The organism is Capillimicrobium parvum, from assembly GCF_021172045.1.
Classification (GTDB): Bacteria; Actinomycetota; Thermoleophilia; order Solirubrobacterales; family Solirubrobacteraceae; genus Capillimicrobium; species Capillimicrobium parvum.
In genome coordinates, this window is the sequence record NZ_CP087164.1 from 146,146 (window position 1) to 165,287 (window position 19,142).

General features: G+C 74.5%; 20 protein-coding genes. 10 read left to right on the top strand and 10 right to left on the bottom strand.

Annotated features, from left to right (window positions below):
- The first annotated feature begins 4 nt into the window (after positions 1-4).
- Both DSM104329_RS00725 and DSM104329_RS00730 read left to right on the top strand, forming a co-directional pair.
- Positions 5-1,114, top strand: coding sequence for a glycosyltransferase (locus tag DSM104329_RS00725; RefSeq protein ID WP_259313474.1), 1,110 nt, complete (start codon positions 5-7; stop codon positions 1,112-1,114).
- A complete protein-coding gene (locus DSM104329_RS00730; protein WP_259313475.1) occupies positions 1,111-1,698 on the top strand; it encodes a sugar transferase in 588 nt (195 codons plus the stop codon). The genes DSM104329_RS00725 and DSM104329_RS00730 overlap by 4 nt, the downstream gene beginning before the upstream one ends.
- Here DSM104329_RS00730 and DSM104329_RS00735 read toward each other — a convergent pair.
- On the bottom strand, positions 1,662-1,856 hold the full coding sequence (locus tag DSM104329_RS00735) for a hypothetical protein (protein ID WP_259313476.1): 195 nt from the start codon (positions 1,854-1,856) through the stop codon (positions 1,662-1,664). The two genes, DSM104329_RS00730 and DSM104329_RS00735, sit on opposite strands and share 37 nt — an antisense overlap.
- A 37-nt stretch (positions 1,857-1,893) precedes the next feature.
- On the opposite strand from DSM104329_RS00735, the gene DSM104329_RS00740 reads away from it, so the two are divergent.
- The 3 genes from DSM104329_RS00740 to DSM104329_RS00750 are packed head-to-tail and all read left to right on the top strand — an operon-like array spanning position 1,894 to position 5,129.
- Positions 1,894-2,922, top strand: coding sequence for a TolB-like translocation protein (locus DSM104329_RS00740; RefSeq protein ID WP_259313477.1), 1,029 nt, complete (start codon positions 1,894-1,896; stop codon positions 2,920-2,922).
- Between the two features lie 11 nt (positions 2,923-2,933).
- The gene (locus tag DSM104329_RS00745) at positions 2,934-3,926 is read left to right on the top strand and encodes an ATP-grasp domain-containing protein (protein WP_259313478.1); all 993 of its coding nucleotides are present in this window, start codon (positions 2,934-2,936) and stop codon (positions 3,924-3,926) included.
- 51 nt (positions 3,927-3,977) lie between these two features.
- Complete coding sequence (locus tag DSM104329_RS00750) at positions 3,978-5,129, top strand: hypothetical protein (RefSeq protein ID WP_259313479.1); 1,152 nt, start codon at positions 3,978-3,980, stop codon at positions 5,127-5,129.
- 27 nt (positions 5,130-5,156) lie between these two features.
- Here DSM104329_RS00750 and DSM104329_RS00755 read toward each other — a convergent pair whose 3' ends face one another.
- Both DSM104329_RS00755 and DSM104329_RS00760 read right to left on the bottom strand, forming a co-directional pair.
- On the bottom strand, positions 5,157-5,870 hold the full coding sequence (locus DSM104329_RS00755) for a DUF3105 domain-containing protein (protein ID WP_259313480.1): 714 nt from the start codon (positions 5,868-5,870) through the stop codon (positions 5,157-5,159).
- 134 nt (positions 5,871-6,004) lie between these two features.
- Positions 6,005-7,975 carry a GMC family oxidoreductase gene (locus tag DSM104329_RS00760; RefSeq protein ID WP_259313481.1) on the bottom strand — a complete coding sequence of 657 codons (1,971 nt, stop codon included), beginning with the start codon at positions 7,973-7,975 and terminating at the stop codon, positions 6,005-6,007.
- Between the two features lie 41 nt (positions 7,976-8,016).
- On the opposite strand from DSM104329_RS00760, the gene DSM104329_RS00765 reads away from it, so the two are divergent.
- Both DSM104329_RS00765 and DSM104329_RS00770 read left to right on the top strand, forming a co-directional pair.
- Positions 8,017-9,162 (top strand): amidohydrolase family protein, encoded by a 1,146-nt coding sequence (locus tag DSM104329_RS00765; RefSeq protein ID WP_259313482.1) that lies wholly within the window; start codon positions 8,017-8,019, stop codon positions 9,160-9,162.
- 56 nt (positions 9,163-9,218) lie between these two features.
- Positions 9,219-10,130 (top strand): SDR family oxidoreductase, encoded by a 912-nt coding sequence (locus tag DSM104329_RS00770; RefSeq protein ID WP_259313483.1) that lies wholly within the window; start codon positions 9,219-9,221, stop codon positions 10,128-10,130.
- On the opposite strand, the gene DSM104329_RS00775 is transcribed toward DSM104329_RS00770, so the two are convergent.
- The 3 genes from DSM104329_RS00775 to crcB (DSM104329_RS00785) are packed head-to-tail and all read right to left on the bottom strand — an operon-like array spanning position 10,127 to position 11,960.
- Positions 10,127-11,191 (bottom strand): DUF190 domain-containing protein, encoded by a 1,065-nt coding sequence (locus tag DSM104329_RS00775; RefSeq protein ID WP_259313484.1) that lies wholly within the window; start codon positions 11,189-11,191, stop codon positions 10,127-10,129. The two genes, DSM104329_RS00770 and DSM104329_RS00775, sit on opposite strands and share 4 nt — an antisense overlap.
- Positions 11,188-11,556: a fluoride efflux transporter CrcB gene (crcB, locus tag DSM104329_RS00780; RefSeq protein WP_259313485.1), complete on the bottom strand. Its 369-nt coding sequence runs from the start codon at positions 11,554-11,556 to the stop codon at positions 11,188-11,190. The genes DSM104329_RS00775 and crcB (DSM104329_RS00780) overlap by 4 nt, the downstream gene beginning before the upstream one ends.
- On the bottom strand, positions 11,553-11,960 hold the full coding sequence (gene crcB, locus DSM104329_RS00785; RefSeq protein WP_259313486.1) for a fluoride efflux transporter CrcB: 408 nt from the start codon (positions 11,958-11,960) through the stop codon (positions 11,553-11,555). Before crcB (DSM104329_RS00785) ends, crcB (DSM104329_RS00780) begins: the two co-directional genes overlap by 4 nt.
- A gap of 20 nt (positions 11,961-11,980) precedes the next feature.
- On the opposite strand from crcB (DSM104329_RS00785), the gene tkt reads away from it, so the two are divergent.
- A complete protein-coding gene (tkt, locus tag DSM104329_RS00790; protein WP_259313487.1) occupies positions 11,981-14,047 on the top strand; it encodes a transketolase in 2,067 nt (688 codons plus the stop codon).
- 11 nt (positions 14,048-14,058) lie between these two features.
- Positions 14,059-14,526 (top strand): NUDIX domain-containing protein, encoded by a 468-nt coding sequence (locus DSM104329_RS00795; RefSeq protein WP_259313488.1) that lies wholly within the window; start codon positions 14,059-14,061, stop codon positions 14,524-14,526.
- On the opposite strand, the gene DSM104329_RS00800 is transcribed toward DSM104329_RS00795, so the two are convergent.
- Complete coding sequence (locus tag DSM104329_RS00800) at positions 14,527-16,002, bottom strand: transglycosylase SLT domain-containing protein (RefSeq protein ID WP_259313489.1); 1,476 nt, start codon at positions 16,000-16,002, stop codon at positions 14,527-14,529. It abuts the gene before it with no gap.
- A 267-nt stretch (positions 16,003-16,269) separates the two neighbouring features.
- Between DSM104329_RS00800 and DSM104329_RS00805 the strand changes: the two genes are divergently transcribed.
- Positions 16,270-17,151: a LysR family transcriptional regulator gene (locus DSM104329_RS00805; protein ID WP_259313490.1), complete on the top strand. Its 882-nt coding sequence runs from the start codon at positions 16,270-16,272 to the stop codon at positions 17,149-17,151.
- A gap of 3 nt (positions 17,152-17,154) precedes the next feature.
- Here DSM104329_RS00805 and trxA read toward each other — a convergent pair whose 3' ends face one another.
- The 3 genes from trxA to DSM104329_RS00820 all read right to left on the bottom strand — a co-directional run bounded on the left by trxA (position 17,155) and on the right by DSM104329_RS00820 (position 19,101).
- A complete protein-coding gene (trxA, locus tag DSM104329_RS00810) occupies positions 17,155-17,484 on the bottom strand; it encodes a thioredoxin (protein ID WP_326924471.1) in 330 nt (109 codons plus the stop codon).
- Between the two features lie 209 nt (positions 17,485-17,693).
- The gene (locus tag DSM104329_RS00815; protein WP_259313491.1) at positions 17,694-18,095 is read right to left on the bottom strand and encodes a nitroreductase family deazaflavin-dependent oxidoreductase; all 402 of its coding nucleotides are present in this window, start codon (positions 18,093-18,095) and stop codon (positions 17,694-17,696) included.
- Between the two features lie 10 nt (positions 18,096-18,105).
- A complete protein-coding gene (locus DSM104329_RS00820; RefSeq protein ID WP_259313492.1) occupies positions 18,106-19,101 on the bottom strand; it encodes an acyl-CoA dehydrogenase family protein in 996 nt (331 codons plus the stop codon).
- Positions 19,102-19,142: the final 41 nt, after the last annotated feature.

Sequence of the window (19,142 nt, forward strand, 5' to 3'; positions counted from 1 at the left end):
GCCCATGCTCCGAACCGTCCTCTACGCGTCGCTCGCCCTGCTCGCCTACGCCCAGGCCGGCTACGGCGTGCTGCTCGCGCTCCTGCGGCGGGTGCTGCCGGTCGACCCGGTCCGCCGCGGACCGGTCGAGCCGCACGTGAGCCTCGTCGTCGCGGCCCACGACGAGGCGGCGGTCATCGAGGCCAAGGTCGCCAACGCGCTCGCGCTCGACTGGCCGCGCGAGCGGCTGCAGGTCGTCGTCACGTCCGACGGCTCCACCGACGACACGGTCGCCCTGGCCCGCGGCGCCGGCGCCGACCTCGTGCTCGACCTCCCGCGCGGCGGCAAGATCCGCGCGCAGGACGCCGCGGTCCGCGCCGCGGCCGGGGAGATCGTGGCCTTCTCCGACGCCAACGCGCTCTGGGAGCCCGGGGCGCTGCGCGAGCTCGCCGGCGCGTTCGCCGACGCCCGGGTCGGCTACGCCTGCGGCCAGGTCGCGTTCGTCAACGAGGAGGGAACCAACCAGGAGGGCGTCTACTGGCGCTACGAGATGTGGCTGCGGGCGATGGAGTCCGATCTCGCCTCGGTGACCGGCGGCAACGGGGCGATCTACGCGGTCCGCCGCGAGGCCTACATCGAGGTCGACCCGATCATGGGCCACGACCTGTCGTTCCCGTTCAACATGGTCAAGCGCGGCTGGCGTGCGGTCTACGTCCCGCAGGCGCGGGCGACCGAGAAGATGGTCCCGTCGATCGAGGGTGAGTTCGCCCGCAAGCGGCGGATGATGAGCCACGGCTGGCCGATCGTCGTGCGCGGCGGCCTCGCGGACCCGCGCGGCTACCCGCCGCGCTACCTGCTGTTCATCGCGTCCCACCGGCTGCTGCGCTACCTCACCCCGTTCCTGCACCTCGTGGCGCTGGCGGCGACGCTCGCCGCGTGGCGCCGGCACAAGCTGCTGCTCGCCGCCCAGCTCGGCCTGCTGGGCGCCGCCGCGGCCGGCGGGCGGGTGCGCGCGCGGCCGCTGCTCATCGCGCGCTACTACGTGCTGACGACCGCGGCGCTGGCCGGCGGGCTGTGGGACTGGCTGCGCCACGGCACCGAGGCCGAGTGGGACGCGCCCGAGGGGACGCGATGAGGCGGCTCTTCGACGTGGCCGTGGCCGGCACCGCGCTGATCGTCACCGGGCCCGTCGTGCTCGCGGCGATGGCGGCGATCCGCCTCGAGTCGCCGGGGCACCCGATCTACCGCCAGCGCAGGGTCGGCCGCCACGGGCGCGAGTTCGACGTGCTGAAGCTGCGGACGATGGTCCACGGCGCCGAGGGCATGGGCGCCGGCATGGCGGTCAGCGAGGGCGACCCGCGCATCACGCGGGTGGGCGCGTTCCTGCGGCGCACCTCGATCGACGAGCTGCCGAACCTCGTCAACGTCCTGCGCGGCGACATGGCGATCGTCGGCCCGCGGCCCACCATCCCCGTGCAGGTCGCCCAGTACACCGAGCGCCAGCGCGGGCGGCTGGCAGTCCGGCCCGGCATCACCGGATGGGCGCAGGTCCAGGGCCGCGCGTCTCTGCCGTGGTCGCAGCGCATCGAGCTCGACCTCTGGTACATCGAGCACCGCTCGTGGCGCCTGGACGTCGAGATCCTGCGGCGCACCGTGTCGGTGCTGTTCGGGGGCGAGGGGCTCTACAAGGGCGACCGCGGCGGCTTCGACCTGCGCTGAGGCGTGTCGTCGAGGCGCTCGCACGCCTGTTCGAGACGCGCCTCCGCTCTGCTCTCGCGCATCGGGTCGAACCCGTCCGCCATGCCCTCCAGCAGGCGCTGCTCCTCGCAGCACAGCCGTTCGATGCGGTCCGGCTCAGGGTCGCGCGACCGGCGCATGAGACGCAGCCTACGCCACCGGATAGGGTGCCGCGCCATGCATCGCCTCCGGATCGCCCTACCGCTCGCGGTGCTTGCCGCGCTCCTCGCCCTCCCGTCCTTCGCCGCAGCCGCGCTGACCTACCAGACGGGCGTCGTGCGCACCTCGGTCTGGGTGGCCGGCGACGACGGCAGCGGCGCGCGGCGGCTGGCTCCCGGCCGCAACCCGTCGATCTCCCCCGACGGCCAGACCGTCGCCTTCGGCAACCGCTTCACCGCGCGTAACAAGCCGGTCCTGCAGGTCATCCCGGCGGCGGGCGGGGCTGCGCGTACGATCGTCACGAACTGGCAGTACGGCCCGTTCGCGTGGTCGCCCGACAGCCGCTTCATCGCCACGCAGGCGGGACCGGAGGTCGGCCGCCAGCGCCTCGTGCTCATCGAGGTGGCGACCGGCACGGTGCGGACCGTCGCCACCGGCTACTTCAGCGGTGCCTCCTTCTCGCCCGACAGCACCCAGCTCGTCTATGGCCGCGCGACGTCCGAGCGGCTCTTCCGGCCGACGAACATCGAGATCGCCGCCGTCGCCGGGGGCGCGCCGCGGCGCCTGACGACCGACGGCCACAGCGAGTACCCGCTCTGGGGCCCGACGCAGATCGCGTTCACCCGCTGGAGCCGGCCGACCGGCAGGCACCGCAAGGAGGACGGGCCGAAGTACCACCTCTGGCTCATGAACGCGGACGGCACGAACCGCCACCAGCTGACGCGCGGGCGCATCCCGTTCCTGCTCGCCGGGCTCACGCCCACCGCGTGGTCGGTCGACGGCAGCCGCCTGCTCGCCCAGTTCGGCGGCCAGGACACGAGCTACCCGGTCACGGTGGACCCGGCGACCGGCCGTCAGCGGACGATCGGCCCGGCGACGGAGAACGGGATGCAGGCGACGGGGCTGTCGCGCGACGGCTCGACGATCCTCGGCTGGTATCCGTCGTTCGAGGCGTCCAACAACGCGAACGTCCTCACCGTCCCGTACACGGGGGGCCGGACGCGCGTGCTCGTGCGCCACGCGTCGATGCCCACCTGGACCCGCTGACCGCCGCCGCCATGCCCGAGGGGGTGCTCCTCACCGGCGTGGGCAAGCGCTACGACATCGTCGCGTCCTTCGCCCAGCACACCACCGTGGTCGCGGCCGACCCGAACCCGCTCGCCCCGGCCCAGTACGCGGCGACCGTCCGCACGAGCGTGCCGCGCATCGACGACCCCGGCTACGTCCCGGCGCTCCAGGAGCTCTGCGAGCGCCACGACGTCGGCGCGATCGTCCCGCTCACGGACCTCGACATCGAGGTGCTCGCGCAGGCGCGGGCCGACGGGCGGCTGCCGGAGGCGCTCGTGCCCGACCCGGAGGTCGCCGCCGCCACGTACGACAAGTACGAGACCCATCTGCTGCTCGAGCGCCTCGGCTTCCCGTCGCCGCCCACCGTCCTGCCGGACGAGACGCCGCCGGGCTATCCGGTGATGGTCAAGCCGCGGCGCGGCTCGGGCGCGCGCTCCATCCACCCGGCGCGCGACGCGGCGCAGGCCGCGTTCTTCTGCGAGTACGTCGAGGAGCCCGTGATGGTCCAGCGCCTCATGGACGGCCCCGAGTTCTCGATCGACCTCCTGTCCGACCGCGAGGGCCGCTGCCTGAACGCCATCCCGCGCACGATGATCGAGTCGCGCGGCGGCGAGTCGATCAAGGGGACGGTCATCGACGATCCCGAGCTCGTCGACCTCGCGAGCCGGCTCGTCGAGGGCCTCGGCGTCCGCGGCCCGTGCACGGTGCAGGTCTTCCGCGACCGCGAGATCGGCCTCGGGATCACCGACGTCAACACGCGCTTCGGCGGCGCCTACCCGGCGCCGATGTACGCCGCGCTGCCCGGCCGGACGTACCCGGAGCTCATCGCGGCGATGGCGCGCGGAGAGACGGTCGAGCCGCACGTCGGCGAGTACCGCTCGCAGATCACGTTCACCCGGTACTTCTGGCAGCTCGAGCTCGATCCGGACCTGCGGCCCACCGGCCGCGACATCGTGCCCGGCGGTCCGCCCGCCCCGCGATAGACCAGCGCGACTTCGGGGAAGGTCCCTCGTTGATGCAACACTGGGATGGTCGTGAAGAGCCTGTTCTCCGATCCTGAGACCGCCGAGACGGAGGCGCCCGAGACCCCGGAGGGGACGGCGCCCGACGGCTCTGGCAGCGAGCCCGACGCCGCCGACGTCGCGGTCGAGCGCGCCTGCCCGCACTGCGGCGCGGCGCTCGCCGACGACCAGGACTGGTGCCTGGAGTGCGGCCAGAGCACGCGCGAACGCTGGAGCGGCCTGCCCGGCTGGCGCACCGGCGCCGCCGTCATCGCGGTGACGCTCGTCATGGCCTCCGGGGCGGTCGCCGCGGCGTACGCGGCGCTGAAGTCCGACGACTCGGGCGACGCGCCCTCCACCACGCAGATCGCGCAGGGCCCGAACGCCGACCAGATCCCGGCGCCGCCGCCGATCGACATCCCCGAGGAGACCGCCGCGGAGAAGAAGGCCGCCGCGGCCGCCGCCTCGGCGCAGGTCCCGCCGCCGGTCGACCCGCCCGCGGCCGCGCCGCCGGTCTCCACGCCGCCCGCCACGCCGCCCGTCACCTCGGCGCCACCCGTCACCCCGGCGCCGCCGGTGACTCCGGCCCCGCCGGTGACTCCGGCCCCGCCGAGCACCGGGTCCACGCCGCCCGCCGCCTCCGGATCCAACCCGGGCAGGAAGGGCTCGGGCAAGACCCCGGAGACCAAGCCCGTCGAGCGCACGCCGCTGACCGCGGTCACGCTCGACCCGGCATCGACCGTCGCGGCCGCCTACAACCCCTTCGCGCACGACCCGAGCGTCTTCACCGGCGACCCGAAGCAGGCGCTCGACGGCGATCCCGCCACCTCGTGGGCCGTCGGGCTGCCGACCCCCACGGACGTCGCCACGCCCGCCGTCGGCCTGGTGGTCGACCTCGGCAAGGCCCAGAAGCTGCGCCGCCTGAGCATCACCACCACGACGCCGGGCACGACCGTCGAGGTCTACGGCAGCCCCGACCCCATCCCGCCGGCCACGCTCGACGACGACGGCTGGACGCACCTCGCGACGCAGCTGGACGTCGACGGCGGCCGGAAGACGAACATCACGCTGGGCGAGGACGTGACCGGGACCGGCAAGGTCCGCCAGGTGATGATCTGGTTCGCCCAGGGCCCGGACGACGGCTCGACGTCCGTGGGCATCAGCGAGATCAAGCTCTTCGGCTGACGCCCACGGCCGCCCGCGCCGCGCGGCCTACGGGATGAACTCGGGGCCCTTGTCGGTGTAGCGCTCGCGGAAGTCGCGCAGGGCGTCGATCGTCGCGTCGTCGAGCCCGGGGCACGTGATCATCTGGCCCCACGCGGTGGCCGCCACCGCGGCGGTCATGCCCGTGTTGTTCTCGAAGACCAGGGCGTGGTAGCCGGGCGAGCCGTTGACCGGCTCGTTGAAGATCGCCGTCATGGTGTCGATCGTCCGCTGCGGCGAGCCCTTCTTGTACTGCAGCTCGATCCGGCCGTGCTCGAGCGAGTGGACGTAGTGCTCGGGCGACGGCGTGTTGCCCGGGTCGTAGACGCCGTCCTGGGACGGCTCCGGGTTGTGGTTGCCGGACGTCGGCGGGTTCGTCTTGTAGGTGACGTTGGCCGTCGTGTGGTCGCGGCCCTCGATAGGCGGGCTCTTCAGCGTGCAGCCGGCCGTCTTGGCCGCGTCCTCGAGGTTCGTGATCCTGCGCGTCGGCAGCTTGACCGCCGTGGATGCCGTCGTCGACACCGAGCCGTTGCCGCCCCCGTCGCCGCTGCCACCGCCGCCGGACGTGATCAGCACGATGGCGACCACGACCACCGCGATGCCGATGACGGCTCCGCCGATGATCTGCAGCCGCTTGGTGCGTGCGGACTGGGCCGATGCCTTGCGCTCGGCCTCCTCGCGCTCCTTGCGGCGGCGCTCCTTCTCTTCCTGACGGCTCGACATGGCGGGGCAGACTACCGCGCGCGTGCCGGACGCCGGTCCGGTTCGGCGCACCTCGGCCGCCCGCGCGAGCCGGGGAGCCCGGCGATCTCCCCGGTCAGCCGCTCGGGGTCATCCGCAGCCGGAGGGTGGTGCCGTCACTCGGCCGCGGCGATCGCGCCGGCCGTGCGGTGCGCGAGCGCCATGGCCGTCGCCATCGGGTTCGTGCCCGTCGCGGTCGGGAAGGCGCTCGTGTCGCCGATCCACGCGCCGCTGACGTCGTGCAGCTGGCCCCACGGGTCGGCGACGGACGTCGCCCGGTCGCGGCCCATGCGCGCCGACCCCATCTGGTGCAGCGCGAAGATCGGGTGCTCGTAGGGCGCGAGCGGACCGTCGTGGACGGCCTGCGCGTACGCCTCGAGGTCCTCGCCGCGCCGCCAGCGCATCGGCCGGCGGTGGAAGGACTCGATCTCCTCGGCCCCGGCCGCCTCGTGCAGGCGCACGATCTGGGCCAGGCCGCGGCGGAAGTGGCGCACGTCGAGCTCGTCGGCGAGGTCGTAGTGGTGGACGGCGTTGCCGGCCGCGTCGATCGCGACCCGCCCGTGGCCGCGGTCGCGCAGCAGCAGGACGAGCGCCGCGGTGCGCGCCCCCTGCGCCATCTCCTCCTTGTGCTGGCGCCCGCTCTCCCACGGCAGGGCGGTGCCGGTGAGCCCCGGTGCGGCGTTCGAGGTCTCCACGAGGAACCCGTAGCCGTCCTCGAGGTCCGCCCACTGGGCCGACAGCGCGGCCTGCGGCGGGCCCCACCAGCCGTGCTGCGGCTCGGCGTAGCGGCCGACGAGCACGGTCGCCGGGTGCAGGCGCAGGTACTCCCCGGCCGCGGGGCCGCCGATGCCCGACCGCAGCAGCAGCGCCGGCGTCTCGAGCGCGCCCGCGGCGCACACCACGATCGGCGCACGCACGACGACCCGGGCCTGGGCCCCGTCGTCACCGGCGTAGCCGCCCTCGACGCCCACCGCGCGGCCGCCCTCGACGAGGACGCGCTGCGCCCGGCAGCGCGTGACGATGCGAGCGCCCCGGTCGGCGGCGTCCTGCAGGTAGGTCTTCAGCGTGCCCTGCTTGGAGCCGGACTGGTCGCCGAAGCCGAGGAAGCCGGCGCTCTGCGCGTCGTAGGCGTCCGGATCGGTGTTGCGCACGATCGTCTGCCACGAGGCGCCGGCGCGCTCGCACGCCTCGCGCAGGCGCTCGTTGGGCCCGTTGCGGTCCGAGCAGCGGTCGTTGACCGAGCAGCGCGCGAAGATCGCGTCGAGGTGGGCGTCGAACTCCGGCCCCGCCAGCCCCTCGAGGCCGTGCTCGCGCTCCCACTGCTCGCGCACCCACGGATGCGGGCGCAGCATGTTCGTCCAGTTCACCGTCGTGCCGCCGCCGAGGTTCGATCCCGCCATGAGCGCGATCGAGCCGTTCGCGGTCTGGGTGAGGCCCCCGCCGCGGAACAGGTTCCGGTACGCGACGAGCTCGAGCTGGTTGAAGTCCGCCTCGTTGAAGTAGCCGCCCGCCTCGAGCACGACGACGTCGAGCCCGGCGCCGCTGAGCTCGCCCGCGATCACCCCGCCGCCCGCGCCCGAGCCGACGATCACGGCGTCGGCGGTCAGCTCGAGCGTGCCGGCGCCCGGCCGGGTCAGCGCGATCCGCTTCGGCGCCTGCTCCGGGGACGGCGGGGCCGACACGGGGCCGGGGTAGCCGATCGCCTCCCAGTTCGGATTGCGCCCGGCGGCGTCGGGCAGCGCGTAGAACAGCAGGTGCGTGAGCGCGCGCAGGTTCGACAGGCCGGCCAGCGCGCCGGGCCCGCTGTCCATGAAGCCGTGGAGGATCTGCTCGCGTGCCTCGAGCGGCGCCTCGGCGAACCCCTGGGCCGCGAGCGCGTCGAGCAGCGCCCGCACGCCCTCCAGCGCGTCCTCGGGCGCCGTGTCGGCCAGCGTGCGCTCGACCGCGTCGGGGATGCCGAGATCCGATGCGGTCCGGGCGTAGAAGCCGCCGGGGTCCTCGTCGACCTCGACCGACGGCACGAACGTGTCGCACACCTGCGCGAGCGCGGCGCGCTGCACCTCCGACAGGACGACGGTCACCGCCATGGCTTGCTCTCCTCTCGACGCCGTTCGGCGATGCTACGCCGGTGCGCCTCCTCACGATCACGTTCCTCCTGCTCGCGCTGCTCGCCGCGCCGGCCGCCGCCTCCGAGCTCGGCGCGGCCCAGTACCTGAAGCGCCACCGCGGCGACCACGTGCAGCGTCACGCCTTCCTCTACGACATGCCCAAGGGCGGCGACGTGCACAACCACCTGTCGGGCGCCGTGTACGCCGAGTCGATGGTCCGCCGGGGCGCGGCCGGCGGCGTCTGCGTGGATGTGATCACGCTGTTCTCGAAGGCCGGCCCGTGCACCGCGGGCCAGCGGCCGCTCACGGACGCGTTCGGCGACAACATCTTCTACAACGAGATCCTGCGCGCCTGGTCGATGAAGGGCTTCCGCGACGGCGGCCGGTCCGGCCACGACCACTTCTTCGCGACGTTCGACAGGTTCAGCGCGGCCAACGGCGGCCAGACGGGGGACATGCTCGCGGAGGTCTCCAGCCGCGCCGCGGCCCAGAACGAGCAGTACCTCGAGACCCTCATCACCCCGCGCTTCGGCGACGTGTCGGCGCTGGCGCGCCGCGTGGAGTTCGACCCGGCCGACCTCGCCGGCTCCCGCCGGCGGCTGCTCGACGCCGGCCTGCGCGACATCGTGCCGCGCGCCGCCGCGGACCTGACCGCGGCGCTCGCGCGCCAGCGGGCGCTCCTGCAGTGCGCGACGCCGGCGGCCGACGCCGCGTGCGACATGCCCGTGCGCTTCCACGTCGGCTCGGCCGTGCGGATCGCGGGTGCCGAGCGCATCGGCCACGGCGTCGACATCCGCGGCGAGCGCAACCCCGCCGGGCTGATGCGGATCATGGCCCGCCGCGGGATCGCGGTCGAGGTCCCGCTCACGTCGAACTGCCAGGTCCTCGAGGTCTGCGGCCGGGCGCACCCGATCCGGCTGTACGTGCGCTCCGGCGTCCCGGTGGTGCTGGCCACCGACGACGAGGGCGTGTCGCGCAGCGACCTCACCGCCCAGTACGAGCTGGCCGTGGTGGAGCAGGGCTTTGGCTACCGGACGCTCAAGCGATTCGCCCGCAACGCGCTGCGGTACTCGTTCCTCGCCCCGGCCGACAAGGCGGCCGCCCTCCGCGCGCAGCGGGCGGCGTTCCGGCGCTTCGAGGCGAGGTTCCCGGCGAAGACTGGCTGATCGACCAGTCAACCCGCTAAAGTGACGCCCTCGTCACCGAAGCGAGGTCTTGTCCCATGGCGAAGCAACCGAAGGTCCTGGCCGGTCAGGTCGCCGCGATCACCGGCGGTGCACGCGGCATCGGCCGCGCGATGGCGTACGCCTTCGTGCGCCAGGGCATGCGGGTGGCCATCGGCGACCTCGACGTCGAGGCCGCGCGCCGCACCGCGGAGGAGATCGGCTCCGGGACCGTCGCCTTCGAGCTCAACGTGACCGACCGCGGCTCGATCGAGCGCTTCGCCGACGACGTCGAGCGCGAGCTCGGCCCGATCGACGTGTTCGTCAACAACGCCGGGATCATGCAGCTCTCCCGCTTCCTCGACGAGGACGACGCGACCGCCCACCGGATGGTCGACATCAACCTCCACGGCGTCCTGTACGGGATGAAGGTCGTGCTGCCGCGCATGGTGGCCCGCAACCGCGGCCACGTCGTCAACGTCGCCTCGCAGGCCGGCAAGTTCGGCTTCGCGGGGGGCGCCACGTACTCCGCGACGAAGTTCGCCGTCGTCGGCGCGAGCGAATCGGTGCGCCAGGAGCTGCGGCTCATGGGCGCGGACGGCGTGGCGCTGAGCGTCGTCATGCCGGCCATCGTCAACACGGAGCTCGGCGGCGGGCTCAACAAGCCGGTCGGCCAGAAGGACATCCAGCCCGAGGACGTCGCGGACGCCACGGTCGAGGCGCTGCAGACCGGCCGCTTCGACGTGTGGGTGCCGCGCGACAACCAGCGCATCTACGCGGCCAGCGGCCTGCTGCCCCGCCGCGTGCGCGAGACTCTGAGCCGCGCGATGAAGGCCGATCGCCCGCTGTGGGGCGTCGACGAGGGCCGTCGCCGGGCCTATGAGCTGCGCGCCGCGCAGTCCGAGCCCGGCCTCGAGCCCGGGCAGGAGCCGGTCGCGCTGACGGCCGGCGAGCGCGCCGCCGAGGATTAGCCGTCGAGGGCGAGCCGCAGGCCGCCGCGCCCGATCCCGGGGCCGGAGGCCCGCACGGCCGGCACGACCTCGCTCGTCACGAGGCCGGTCCCGGCGGTCAGCTCGTCGACGATCGGCCACCAGCGGCGCATCCGCTCGGGCCGGTCGACGAGCACCGTCACGACCGGCACGCGGCGGCGCAGCGCCCAGAAGCGGTCGCCGTGCGGCTCGTGGTCGCCGTGGTAGCCCCAGAACCCGCGCAGCGACGTCGCCCCGCTCGCGCCCGCCTCGCGCAGGCGGCGCACGAGCTCGCTGTACAGCGGCGCACCACCGTCGCGGGCCTGCTCGCCGGCGAAGACCATCAGCTTCTGCCACAGGCCCAGCCCGGCCGCGTCGGTCTCGGCCAGCGCCGGCGGCCCGGCCAGCCGACGGCCGTCGCGCTTGCACACGGTCACGCGCTCGAGCGTCGCGAGCGGCCGCGCCAGGACCGCGAGCAGCTCGGGCAGCACCGCCGCGATCCGCTCCGCGTCGCCCACGCTGAGCACCATGACCGGCACGCCGGCGTTGCGGCCGGCGAAGCGCGCCCGGCGCCGGACGCCGTGCGCGGTCCCGTCGACGCCGAGCAGCGCGGTCGCCCCCGCGACCCCGTGCCGGTGCAGCAGCGCGACGACCGCCTCGGGCGCCGGCCGCCCGCCCACCCGCTCGTGCCGGCCGACGAAGACGGTGAGCTTCGCGGCTCCGTCGCGCTCTCCCGGCGCCGGCGGGCGGCCGGTCACCAGCCGGGCGCGCTCGAGCGTGACGAGCCCGTCGCCCGACACCCGCTGCACCTCGGGCAGCAGGGCTTCGATGCGCCGCCGGGCGTCGACGGCGACCGACACCATCGGCAGGTCCTCCGACAGCGTCAGCAGCCGCGCGGTCTGCAGGTGGTGCTTGACGCCGAAGCCCTCGACCCCGCGGAACACCGCGCTCGCCTGCACCGCGTGACGCGCGTAGACGTCGACCAGCGCGTCGGCGAGGAACCGGTCGCCGGCGCGGTCGCGCTCGCCGAAGTACGTCGTGAGCTTCAGCGCGTCGAGGCTCATCCGCCACCGCCGATCCAGCGCCCGAGCGCGGCCGCCGCCACGCCCAGCACGAGGCTCGCGACGACGTTGAGCACCGCCGCGCCGGCCTGACCGTCCTCCGCGAGCCGGTGCGTCTCGAACATCCAGGTCGAGAAGGTGGTGTAGGAGCCCAGCAGCGCCGTCCCGGCGAGCAGCAGCGCGTCGCCCCTCAGCGCGAGCCCGGCGAGCAGCCCGAGCAGCACCGCGCCCGACACGTTCACGACGAACGTGCCGGCCGGGAACCGCCCGCCGGTGCGCGCGCTGACGAGCGCGTCGACGCCGAAGCGGGCGATCGCGCCGAGCCCGCCGAGCCCGCCGACGGCGACCCACACGAGCACGCCGGTCATGCGTGCAGCAGCCGCGTCCGGCGCGAGAGGTTCGTCGCGAGCAGGACCGCCGCGAACCCGGCGGCCAGGCTGGCTGCCGCGTAGCCGAGCGCGAGACCCCCATCGCCCGCGTCGATCATCCGCAACAGCTCGACCTGCACCGTCGAGAACGTCGTCAGGGCGCCGCAGAACCCGGTGCCGAGGAGGGGGCGCCGGTAGCTCGACAGCGGCAGTCGCTCGGTCAGCCGGGTGATGAACCACCCGAGCAGGAAGGCGCCGGCGACGTTGACCGCGAACGTCGCCCACGGCCACTGCCCGGGATGTGCGGCGACCGCCTCGGCGAGCCCGGCGCGCGCGAGCGCGCCGGCGCAGCCCCCGGCGAAGATCGCGGCGAGCTCACGGCCGTCCAGTGTCCGCTTCGGCACGAGGGGTAGTCTGACGCGCGATGAGCACGGCCGAAGACTCCACCACTGCGGTCGATCTCGACCGCCTCTCGATCGACACGATCCGTGTCCTGTCCATGGACGGGGTGCAGAAGGCCAACAGCGGCCATCCCGGGCTGCCGATGGGCATGGCCCCCGTGGGATACCTGCTGTTCACGAAGTACCTGCACCACGACCCGCAGGACCCGTCGTGGCCGGATCGCGACCGCTTCGTGCTCAGCGCTGGGCACGGGTCGATGCTGCTCTACAGCCTCCTGCACCTCTCGGGCTACGCGCTGTCGATGGACGACCTCAAGTCCTTCCGCCAGTGGGGCTCCATCACGCCGGGTCACCCCGAGCGCGACAAGGTGCACGTCACGCCGGGCGTCGAGATGACGACCGGCCCGCTCGGGCAGGGCTTCGCCAACGGGGTCGGCATGGCGATGGCCGAGCGCTTCCTGCGCGACAAGTTCGGCAGCGAGGTCCAGGACCACCACACCTTTGCGATCGTCTCCGACGGCGACCTGCAGGAGGGCATCGCGTCCGAGGCGGCGTCGCTGGCCGGCCATCTCAAGCTCGGCCGCCTCGTCTACGTCTATGACGACAACCACATCCAGCTCGACGGGCCGACGCGGGAGTCCTACAGCGAGGACGTGCCGAAGCGCTTCGAGGCCTACGGCTGGCACACGCTGCGCGTCGACGACGCCAACGACCTCGACGAGCTGACGACCGCGATCGACGCGGGCATCGCCGAGGAGGAGCGCCCGACGCTCATCTCGGTGCGCTCCATCATCGGCTGGCCGTCCCCGAACAAGCAGGGCACGAGCAAGGCGCACGGCTCGCCGCTGGGCGAGGACGAGGTCCGCCTGACCAAGGAGGTCATGGGCTGGGATCCGGACCAGCACTTCCAGGTGCCCGACGGCGTCTACGACCACTTCTCGCAGGTCGAGCGCGGCGGCGAGGCGCACCGTGCCTGGAAGACGCGCTTCGACTCCTGGCGCGGGTCGCACGCCAAGCTGGCCGAGCAGTGGGACGCGGCCTGGAGCTCGCCGGCGAAGCCGCTGCGCGGCCTCGCCGAGGCGCTGCCGGCGTGGAACGCCGGCGACGATGCGATCGCGACCCGCAGCGCCGGCCAGAAGGTGATGGCGGCCTTCGAGCCGTTCACGCCGACGATGATGGGCGGCGCGGCCGACCTCTCGGAGTCGACGAAGACCGAGTTCCCGAAGTCGCACATCTTCGACGCCTCGGCGCCGGGCCGCAACGTGAAGTTCGGCGTGCGCGAGCACGGCATGGGCGGGGCGGTCAACGGCATGGCCGGGCACGGCGGCATCCTGCGCCCGTACGGCTCGACGTTCGGCCAGTTCTCCGACTACATGCGCGGCGCGGTCCGGCTGTCGGCGCTCATGGGGCTCGAGGTCGCGTGGGTGTACACGCACGACTCGGTCGGCCTGGGCGAGGACGGACCGACCCATCAGCCGGTCGAGCACTACGCGGCGCTGCGCGCGATCCCGGGGCTCTTCCTCTATCGCCCGGCCGACGCCAACGAGACGGCGCACAGCTGGCGCTACGTCCTGGAGAACCAGGAGGGCCCGGCGGCGTTCATGCTCTCGCGCCAGAACCTGCCGATCCTCGAGGGGACGAGCTGGGAGGGCGTGTCGAAGGGCGGCTACGTGCTGGCCGAGGCCGACGGCGACGCCCAGCTCGTCCTCGTGGGCACGGGCTCCGAGGTCTGGCTGTGCGTCGATGCCCGCGAGCGCCTGCAGGCCGAGGGCGTCCCCACCCGGGTCGTCTCGCTGCCGTGCTGGGAGCTGTTCGCCGAGCAGGACGCCGGCTACCGCGAGTCGGTGCTGCCGAGCGGCGTGGCGAAGCTGTCGGTCGAGGCGGGCGTGGCGATGGGGTGGGCGAAGTGGGTGGACGCCTCGGTGTCGCTCGAGCGCTTCGGCGCCTCCGCGCCCGGCGAGACCGTCCTCGAGAAGCTCGGCTTCTCGGTCGGCAACGTCGTCGCCCGTGCGCAGGACCTGCTCGCGGGCCGCGGGGTCCCCGGCCGGACGCCGGCCGACACGGAGCCGCCCGGCACGCCGCAGGGCTGAGCCGCCCCGGCGTGCCGCCCGTCAGCGCCGGCCTGCTCCTGCACCGCTGGCGCGACGGGCGTCGCGAGGTCCTGCTCGGGCACATGGGCGGGCCGTTCTGGTCGCGCAAGGACGAGGGCGCGTGGTCGATCCCGAAGGGCGGCTGCGAGCCGGACGAGGACGCCCTCGCCGCCGCCCGCCGCGAGTTCACCGAGGAGATGGGCACCGCGCCTCCGGACGGCCCGGCGGTCGAGCTCGGCGAGGTGCGCCAGCGCGGCGGCAAGCGCGTCATGGCCTGGGCGGTCGAGGGCGACCTGGACACGGCGAGCGTCGCCAGCAACACCTTCGAGCTCGAGTGGCCGCCGCGCTCGGGCCGGATGCAGGCGTTCCCGGAGGTCGACCGCGCGGAGTGGTTCGACCTGGACACCGCGCGGCGCAAGCTCGTCCGCGCCCAGGCCGCGCTGATCGACGCGCTCGAGGAGCAGCTCGGCGCGGGCTGATCAGCCCGGCAGCACGCCGAGCGGCTTCATGAGCCGCGCCGTGTCGGTGGACACCGTCACGTGGATGGCGCCGGGCTCGCGCACCCAGGCGATCAGGTTCAGCGCCGTCAGGCGGTCGAGCATGAACTGCAGCGCCATCGCCTGGTCGCGGCCGGCGTAGTCGCGCGCGATGTCGAACGTGTAGCCCGTCGTGTGCAGCGAGTAGTCGTGCGTCGCCTCGCGGTTGACTCCGACGAGCGCCTCCTGGTAGCTGCCGTCGCGCACGGTGCTCGTCAGGCGCAGCGGCCGCTTGGCGCCGGAGATCTCCTGCACGCTGGCGCCGATGTAGCCGAGCGTGGCCAGCGCCTCGCGGCGCAGGCCCCGGTAGAGCCGCGGGTCGGCGTCGATCTTGCGCGCCAGCTCGCCCATCCGGCGGTCGATGCGCACGCCGTGGCGGGCGAGCCAGCGCGCCGGCAGCGCCACGATGTCGCCCGCATCGCGTGCGTCGGCGATGTCGCCGGGCTCGTCGAAGTGCTGGGTGGCGTCGGGCGGGTGCATGAGCACCTCGGCCGAGTTGCGCGCGTTCATCAGCGTGTCGCGGCGCACGAGCTCGGCGGGGTCGTCGCGCGAGAGCGCCATGATCTCCCGGGCGGCGCGCACGCGCCACAGGTACGTCGAGGAGTCGTCGCCGAGGCCCGCGAGGAACTGCCACGCCGCGTCGTGGCGGACGGGCGTGCTGTCGAAGAACAGCTGCGCGTAGGGGACGGTGCCCTGCCCGTAGCGGGCGAGGGCGGTCTGCACGTTGCCCATGCCCATGTGGTAGCTCGCGACCGCGAGGTCGGTGCGTCCGAGCTTCTGCTCGGCGGTCTGCAGGTAGCGCGCGGTCGCGTCGAGCGACTTGACCGGGTCCAGCCGCTCGTCGACGCGGCGCAGCTCGGAGCGCAGGCGCGCGACCTCGGCGTCGTCGCCCTTGCGGGCGGCACGGGTCATGCGCTTGGCGATCCGCCGCTCCTGCGGCAGGTCGACGTGCATGCCGAGCAGGCCGGTGGCGGTCTGCGCGAGGATCTGGGTCAGGCCGACCGCGCCGTTGAGGTCGTCCGAGGCGCGCGCCTCCGGCCGCCCCGCGCTCTCGAGCAGGACGATCGCCTCGAGCGTGTCGGGGTCGACGTCATGGGCCGCGGCCGCCTTCTCGACGTCCGGGCGCCACGCCGCGGTGCGCCGGGCGGCCGCGACGATCCCGCCGATCTCGCGGGTGCGGGCGTACAGCGGATGGGCGAGTCCTTCGACGGCGCGGCGGGCGTAGCCGGCGGAGCGGGCGTTCGTCCAGGCGAGCGGGTCGCGGTCGGGCACGCCGGCGCTGGGGACGATCGGGGCGGGGGTCGCGTCCACGCTCGGGCCGGCGGTGCTGCTGCTGCCGCCGTCGCGCAGGACGAACGTGGCGCCCACGACGACGGCGGCGAGGACGAGCAGGGCGATGGCGATACGGGCAGGACGCACGGCGGGGTTTCCAGGGTGCCAGACGCGCAGGAGGGCAGCGGAGCCGGCAGGCGCCGCCGGCCGCCGAGGGGCTGCCCTGATGGACGCGCCGAGGCAAGGGACCTGACGGTGGGCCGCCACATCGAGCTGCTGTCGCGGTGATCTCGTTCGCGCGCTTGGCGGCGGTCGGATCGCCGTCGCCCGGCGACCTCGCCGTCGCTCTCGCGGCCGAGTTCCCGCCCGCCGATGCCCTCGGTGCAACCCGTGCGCATTACGCTCGACCGGCCCATGGAGCTGCGCCAGCTCGAGTACCTCGTGGCCGTCGCCCGCCACGGCCAGTTCACCAGCGCCGCCGACGCGCTCTGGCTCACCCAGTCCGCGCTCTCGCAGCAGGTCCGGCGCCTCGAGGCCGAGCTCGGCGTGGCGCTGCTTCAGCGAACGTCGCGCGGCGTCGTCCCGACCGCCGCGGGGGAGGAGCTGCTGGTGCGCGCCGAGCGCGTGCTCGCCGAGGTCGCCGCCGCGCGCTCGGAGCTGGCGCGGCACGCGGGCGCGACCCGCGGCCGGGTGCGCGTCGCCGCGACGATCGCCGACGCCCCCGGCCTACCCGCGGCGCTCGCGGCGTTTCACCGCGAGCAGCCCGACCTGCAGATCGCGCTGCGCCACGCCTCGGCCGACGAGGTCGTCGCCCTGCTCGCGCGCGGCGCGGTCGACGTCGCGCTCACCGCCGAGCCCGCCGGCGCCCTGCCGGGCGGCGTCGAGCGCGTCGCGGTCGCCGAGGAGCCGCTGCACGCGATGCTCCCGGCCGGCGACCCACTGGCCGCGACCGCGCGGCTGAGCCTCGGCGCCCTCAGCGACCGGCCGTTCATCCTGGGCGAGCCCGGCAGCGCGCTGCGGGCGACGGTCCTCGCCGCCTGTCAGGCCGCGGGCTACAGCCCGGTCCCGCTGTTCGAGCTCGGCGACCCGGCCGCGGCGCGCCACCTCGTCGCCGCCGGCCTCGCCGTGGCGGTCGCGCCGGCGTCGTGGTTCGTCGCGGGCGACGGCGCGGTCGAGCGCGTCACGCTCGCCGAGCCCGCCCCGCGCCACCGCATCGCTCTGCTCGCCCCGGCGACGCGGCCCTCGCCGCCGGGCCGCCTCCTGCTCGCGCATCTCACGGCGGCGCTCGCGCGCTGACGTCTACAGCACGGCGTCGAGCTCGCGCTCCAGCCGCCGCTTCGGCCGCGCGCCCACCAGCTGCGTCACCGGCGCGCCCCCGCGGAAGAGGATGAACGTCGGCATCGAGAGGACGCCGTAGCGCGCCGCGGTGATCGTGCTGTCCTCGACGTCGACCTGGACGATCGCCAGGTCGTCGCGCTCGGCGGCGAGCTCCTCGAGGACGGGCTTCATCATCCGGCAGGGAGGGCACCAGGCCGCGGTGAAGTCCACGAGGACGGGGCGCTCGGCCTCCAGGACCTCGGCGGTGAAGTGGTCGTCGTCGACGACGGGGATGGAGTGCGTCGTGGTCATGACGCCAGGGTCGCGCGCCGCCGCCGGCCCGGCCAGTGCGATTCGTGATGCGCGCAGTGCCGATCGTGACCCTCCCGTTCTAGGAATCGTTCCACTCCGGGAGAAAGGATCAGAGTGCCCACGGACACCCTCGAGCAGTGCCTGCGCGACGCCGGCAGCGGAGCCTCGCCCGCGCGGCGCTCAGCGGCGGCTGAGAGCCTGCTGGGAGGTCAGGCGCGCTCGAGGACGACGACCGGGATCTGGCGGTCGGTCTTGGCCTGGTAGCTGTCGTAGTCCGGCCAGGCCTTCGTCATGACCTTCCACATGTCCGGCTTCTCCTCGGGCGTGGCGTCGCGCGCGGTCGCCCGGAACTTCTCGCCCTTGATCTGGACCTCCACGCCGGGGTTCTCGCGCAGGTTGACGTACCACGCCGGCGGCTTCGGGGCGCCGCCCTTCGAGGCGACGACGAGGTAGGCGTCGCCGTAGGGCTCGTAGATCAGCGGCGCGATGCGCGGTTCACCGGACTTCGCGCCGGTCGTGGTCAGCAGCAGGCACATGGTGCCCTGCCAGTCGTGGCCCTCCTCGCCGTCGGTGGCGAGGTAGCGGTCGACGTGTTCCTTGCCGAAGAGCATGCGCGCGATCCTACCGGTGCTCCGGTCCCGCCCCGAGCCGGTGCAGCAGGGCGGCGCGGATCGGCGCCCGCAAGCCGAACGCCGCGAGGAAGAGCGCCTCCCGGCCGAGGCGCTCGACCTCGCTGCCGGCGACCACGCCGCCCGCTCCCGTGCCGACGAGCGCCGCGGCCGACGCCCGCAGGGTCAGGCCGGCCACCCGCGCCCGCGCGGCGACCATGGCCTCGGGGTCATCGAGCCCCGCGTCGAGCTCGCGGCGGCAGGCCGCGAGCTCCGCGTCCAGCGGGGAGGCGCCGGCGATCTCGCAGCACCGGCCGGCCACGCCGAGCGCCATCGCCGCGTGCGTGCGGATGGCGTACGGCCGCAGGCCGGCCCCGGGGGGCAGCGGCTCGACCGCCGTGACCCGCTCGGCGGGCAGCGGCACGGCGTCGAAGTCGGCACGCACGGTGGCGCTCGCGTCGACCGCCAGCAGCTCGAGCGGCTCGACGACGAGCCCGCGGGGCTGGGCGGCGTCGAGCAGGCCCCACACGACGCGGTCCTCGGGGTCGCGCCCGGCGACGTACAGCACGTCGACGACGCCCCAGCCGCTGATCCACGGCGCCGTGCCGTCGAGGCGCCAGCCGCCGTCGGCCTGCGTCGCGTGCAGGAGCGGGGGACCGGGCAGCGCACCGCCGGTGAACGCCGTGCCGGCCCGGCGCTCGCCGCGGCTCAGCGGCTCCAGCCACTCGGCCCGCAGCGGATCGCCCTCGGGCCGGGAGCCGACTGCGAGCAGCACGCCGAGGTGCTGCGTCCAGACGAACGTCGTGGTCAGGCAGGCGGCGGCGAGGATCTCGATGACCGCGCAGACGGTGGCGAAGTCCTCCTCGACCCCGATCCCGTAGAGCCCCGCTCCGGCCAGCGCGTCGAGCTGCTCGGCGGGCGCGACCCCGGCCAGGTCGAGCTCGGTCGCGACGGGGGCGAGGTGCTCGCGCGCGACGCGGCGCGCGGTCTCGGTCGCGGGGGCGTCCACCGCGCGACAGCATGCCAGCACCGCCTGCGCCCTCGCCACGC

Coding starts and splice junctions, on each gene's coding strand:
- DSM104329_RS00725 (WP_259313474.1), top strand. CDS start 5: ATGCTCCGAACCGTCCTCTACGCGTCGCTCGCCCTGCTCGCCTACGCC.
- DSM104329_RS00730 (WP_259313475.1), top strand. CDS start 1,111: ATGAGGCGGCTCTTCGACGTGGCCGTGGCCGGCACCGCGCTGATCGTC.
- DSM104329_RS00735 (WP_259313476.1), bottom strand. CDS start 1,856: ATGCGCCGGTCGCGCGACCCTGAGCCGGACCGCATCGAACGGCTGTGC.
- DSM104329_RS00740 (WP_259313477.1), top strand. CDS start 1,894: ATGCATCGCCTCCGGATCGCCCTACCGCTCGCGGTGCTTGCCGCGCTC.
- DSM104329_RS00745 (WP_259313478.1), top strand. CDS start 2,934: ATGCCCGAGGGGGTGCTCCTCACCGGCGTGGGCAAGCGCTACGACATC.
- DSM104329_RS00755 (WP_259313480.1), bottom strand. CDS start 5,870: ATGTCGAGCCGTCAGGAAGAGAAGGAGCGCCGCCGCAAGGAGCGCGAG.
- DSM104329_RS00760 (WP_259313481.1), bottom strand. CDS start 7,975: ATGGCGGTGACCGTCGTCCTGTCGGAGGTGCAGCGCGCCGCGCTCGCG.
- DSM104329_RS00770 (WP_259313483.1), top strand. CDS start 9,219: ATGGCGAAGCAACCGAAGGTCCTGGCCGGTCAGGTCGCCGCGATCACC.
- DSM104329_RS00775 (WP_259313484.1), bottom strand. CDS start 11,191: ATGAGCCTCGACGCGCTGAAGCTCACGACGTACTTCGGCGAGCGCGAC.
- crcB (WP_259313485.1), bottom strand. CDS start 11,556: ATGACCGGCGTGCTCGTGTGGGTCGCCGTCGGCGGGCTCGGCGGGCTC.
- tkt (WP_259313487.1), top strand. CDS start 11,981: ATGAGCACGGCCGAAGACTCCACCACTGCGGTCGATCTCGACCGCCTC.
- DSM104329_RS00805 (WP_259313490.1), top strand. CDS start 16,270: ATGGAGCTGCGCCAGCTCGAGTACCTCGTGGCCGTCGCCCGCCACGGC.
- trxA (WP_326924471.1), bottom strand. CDS start 17,484: ATGACCACGACGCACTCCATCCCCGTCGTCGACGACGACCACTTCACC.
- DSM104329_RS00815 (WP_259313491.1), bottom strand. CDS start 18,095: ATGCTCTTCGGCAAGGAACACGTCGACCGCTACCTCGCCACCGACGGC.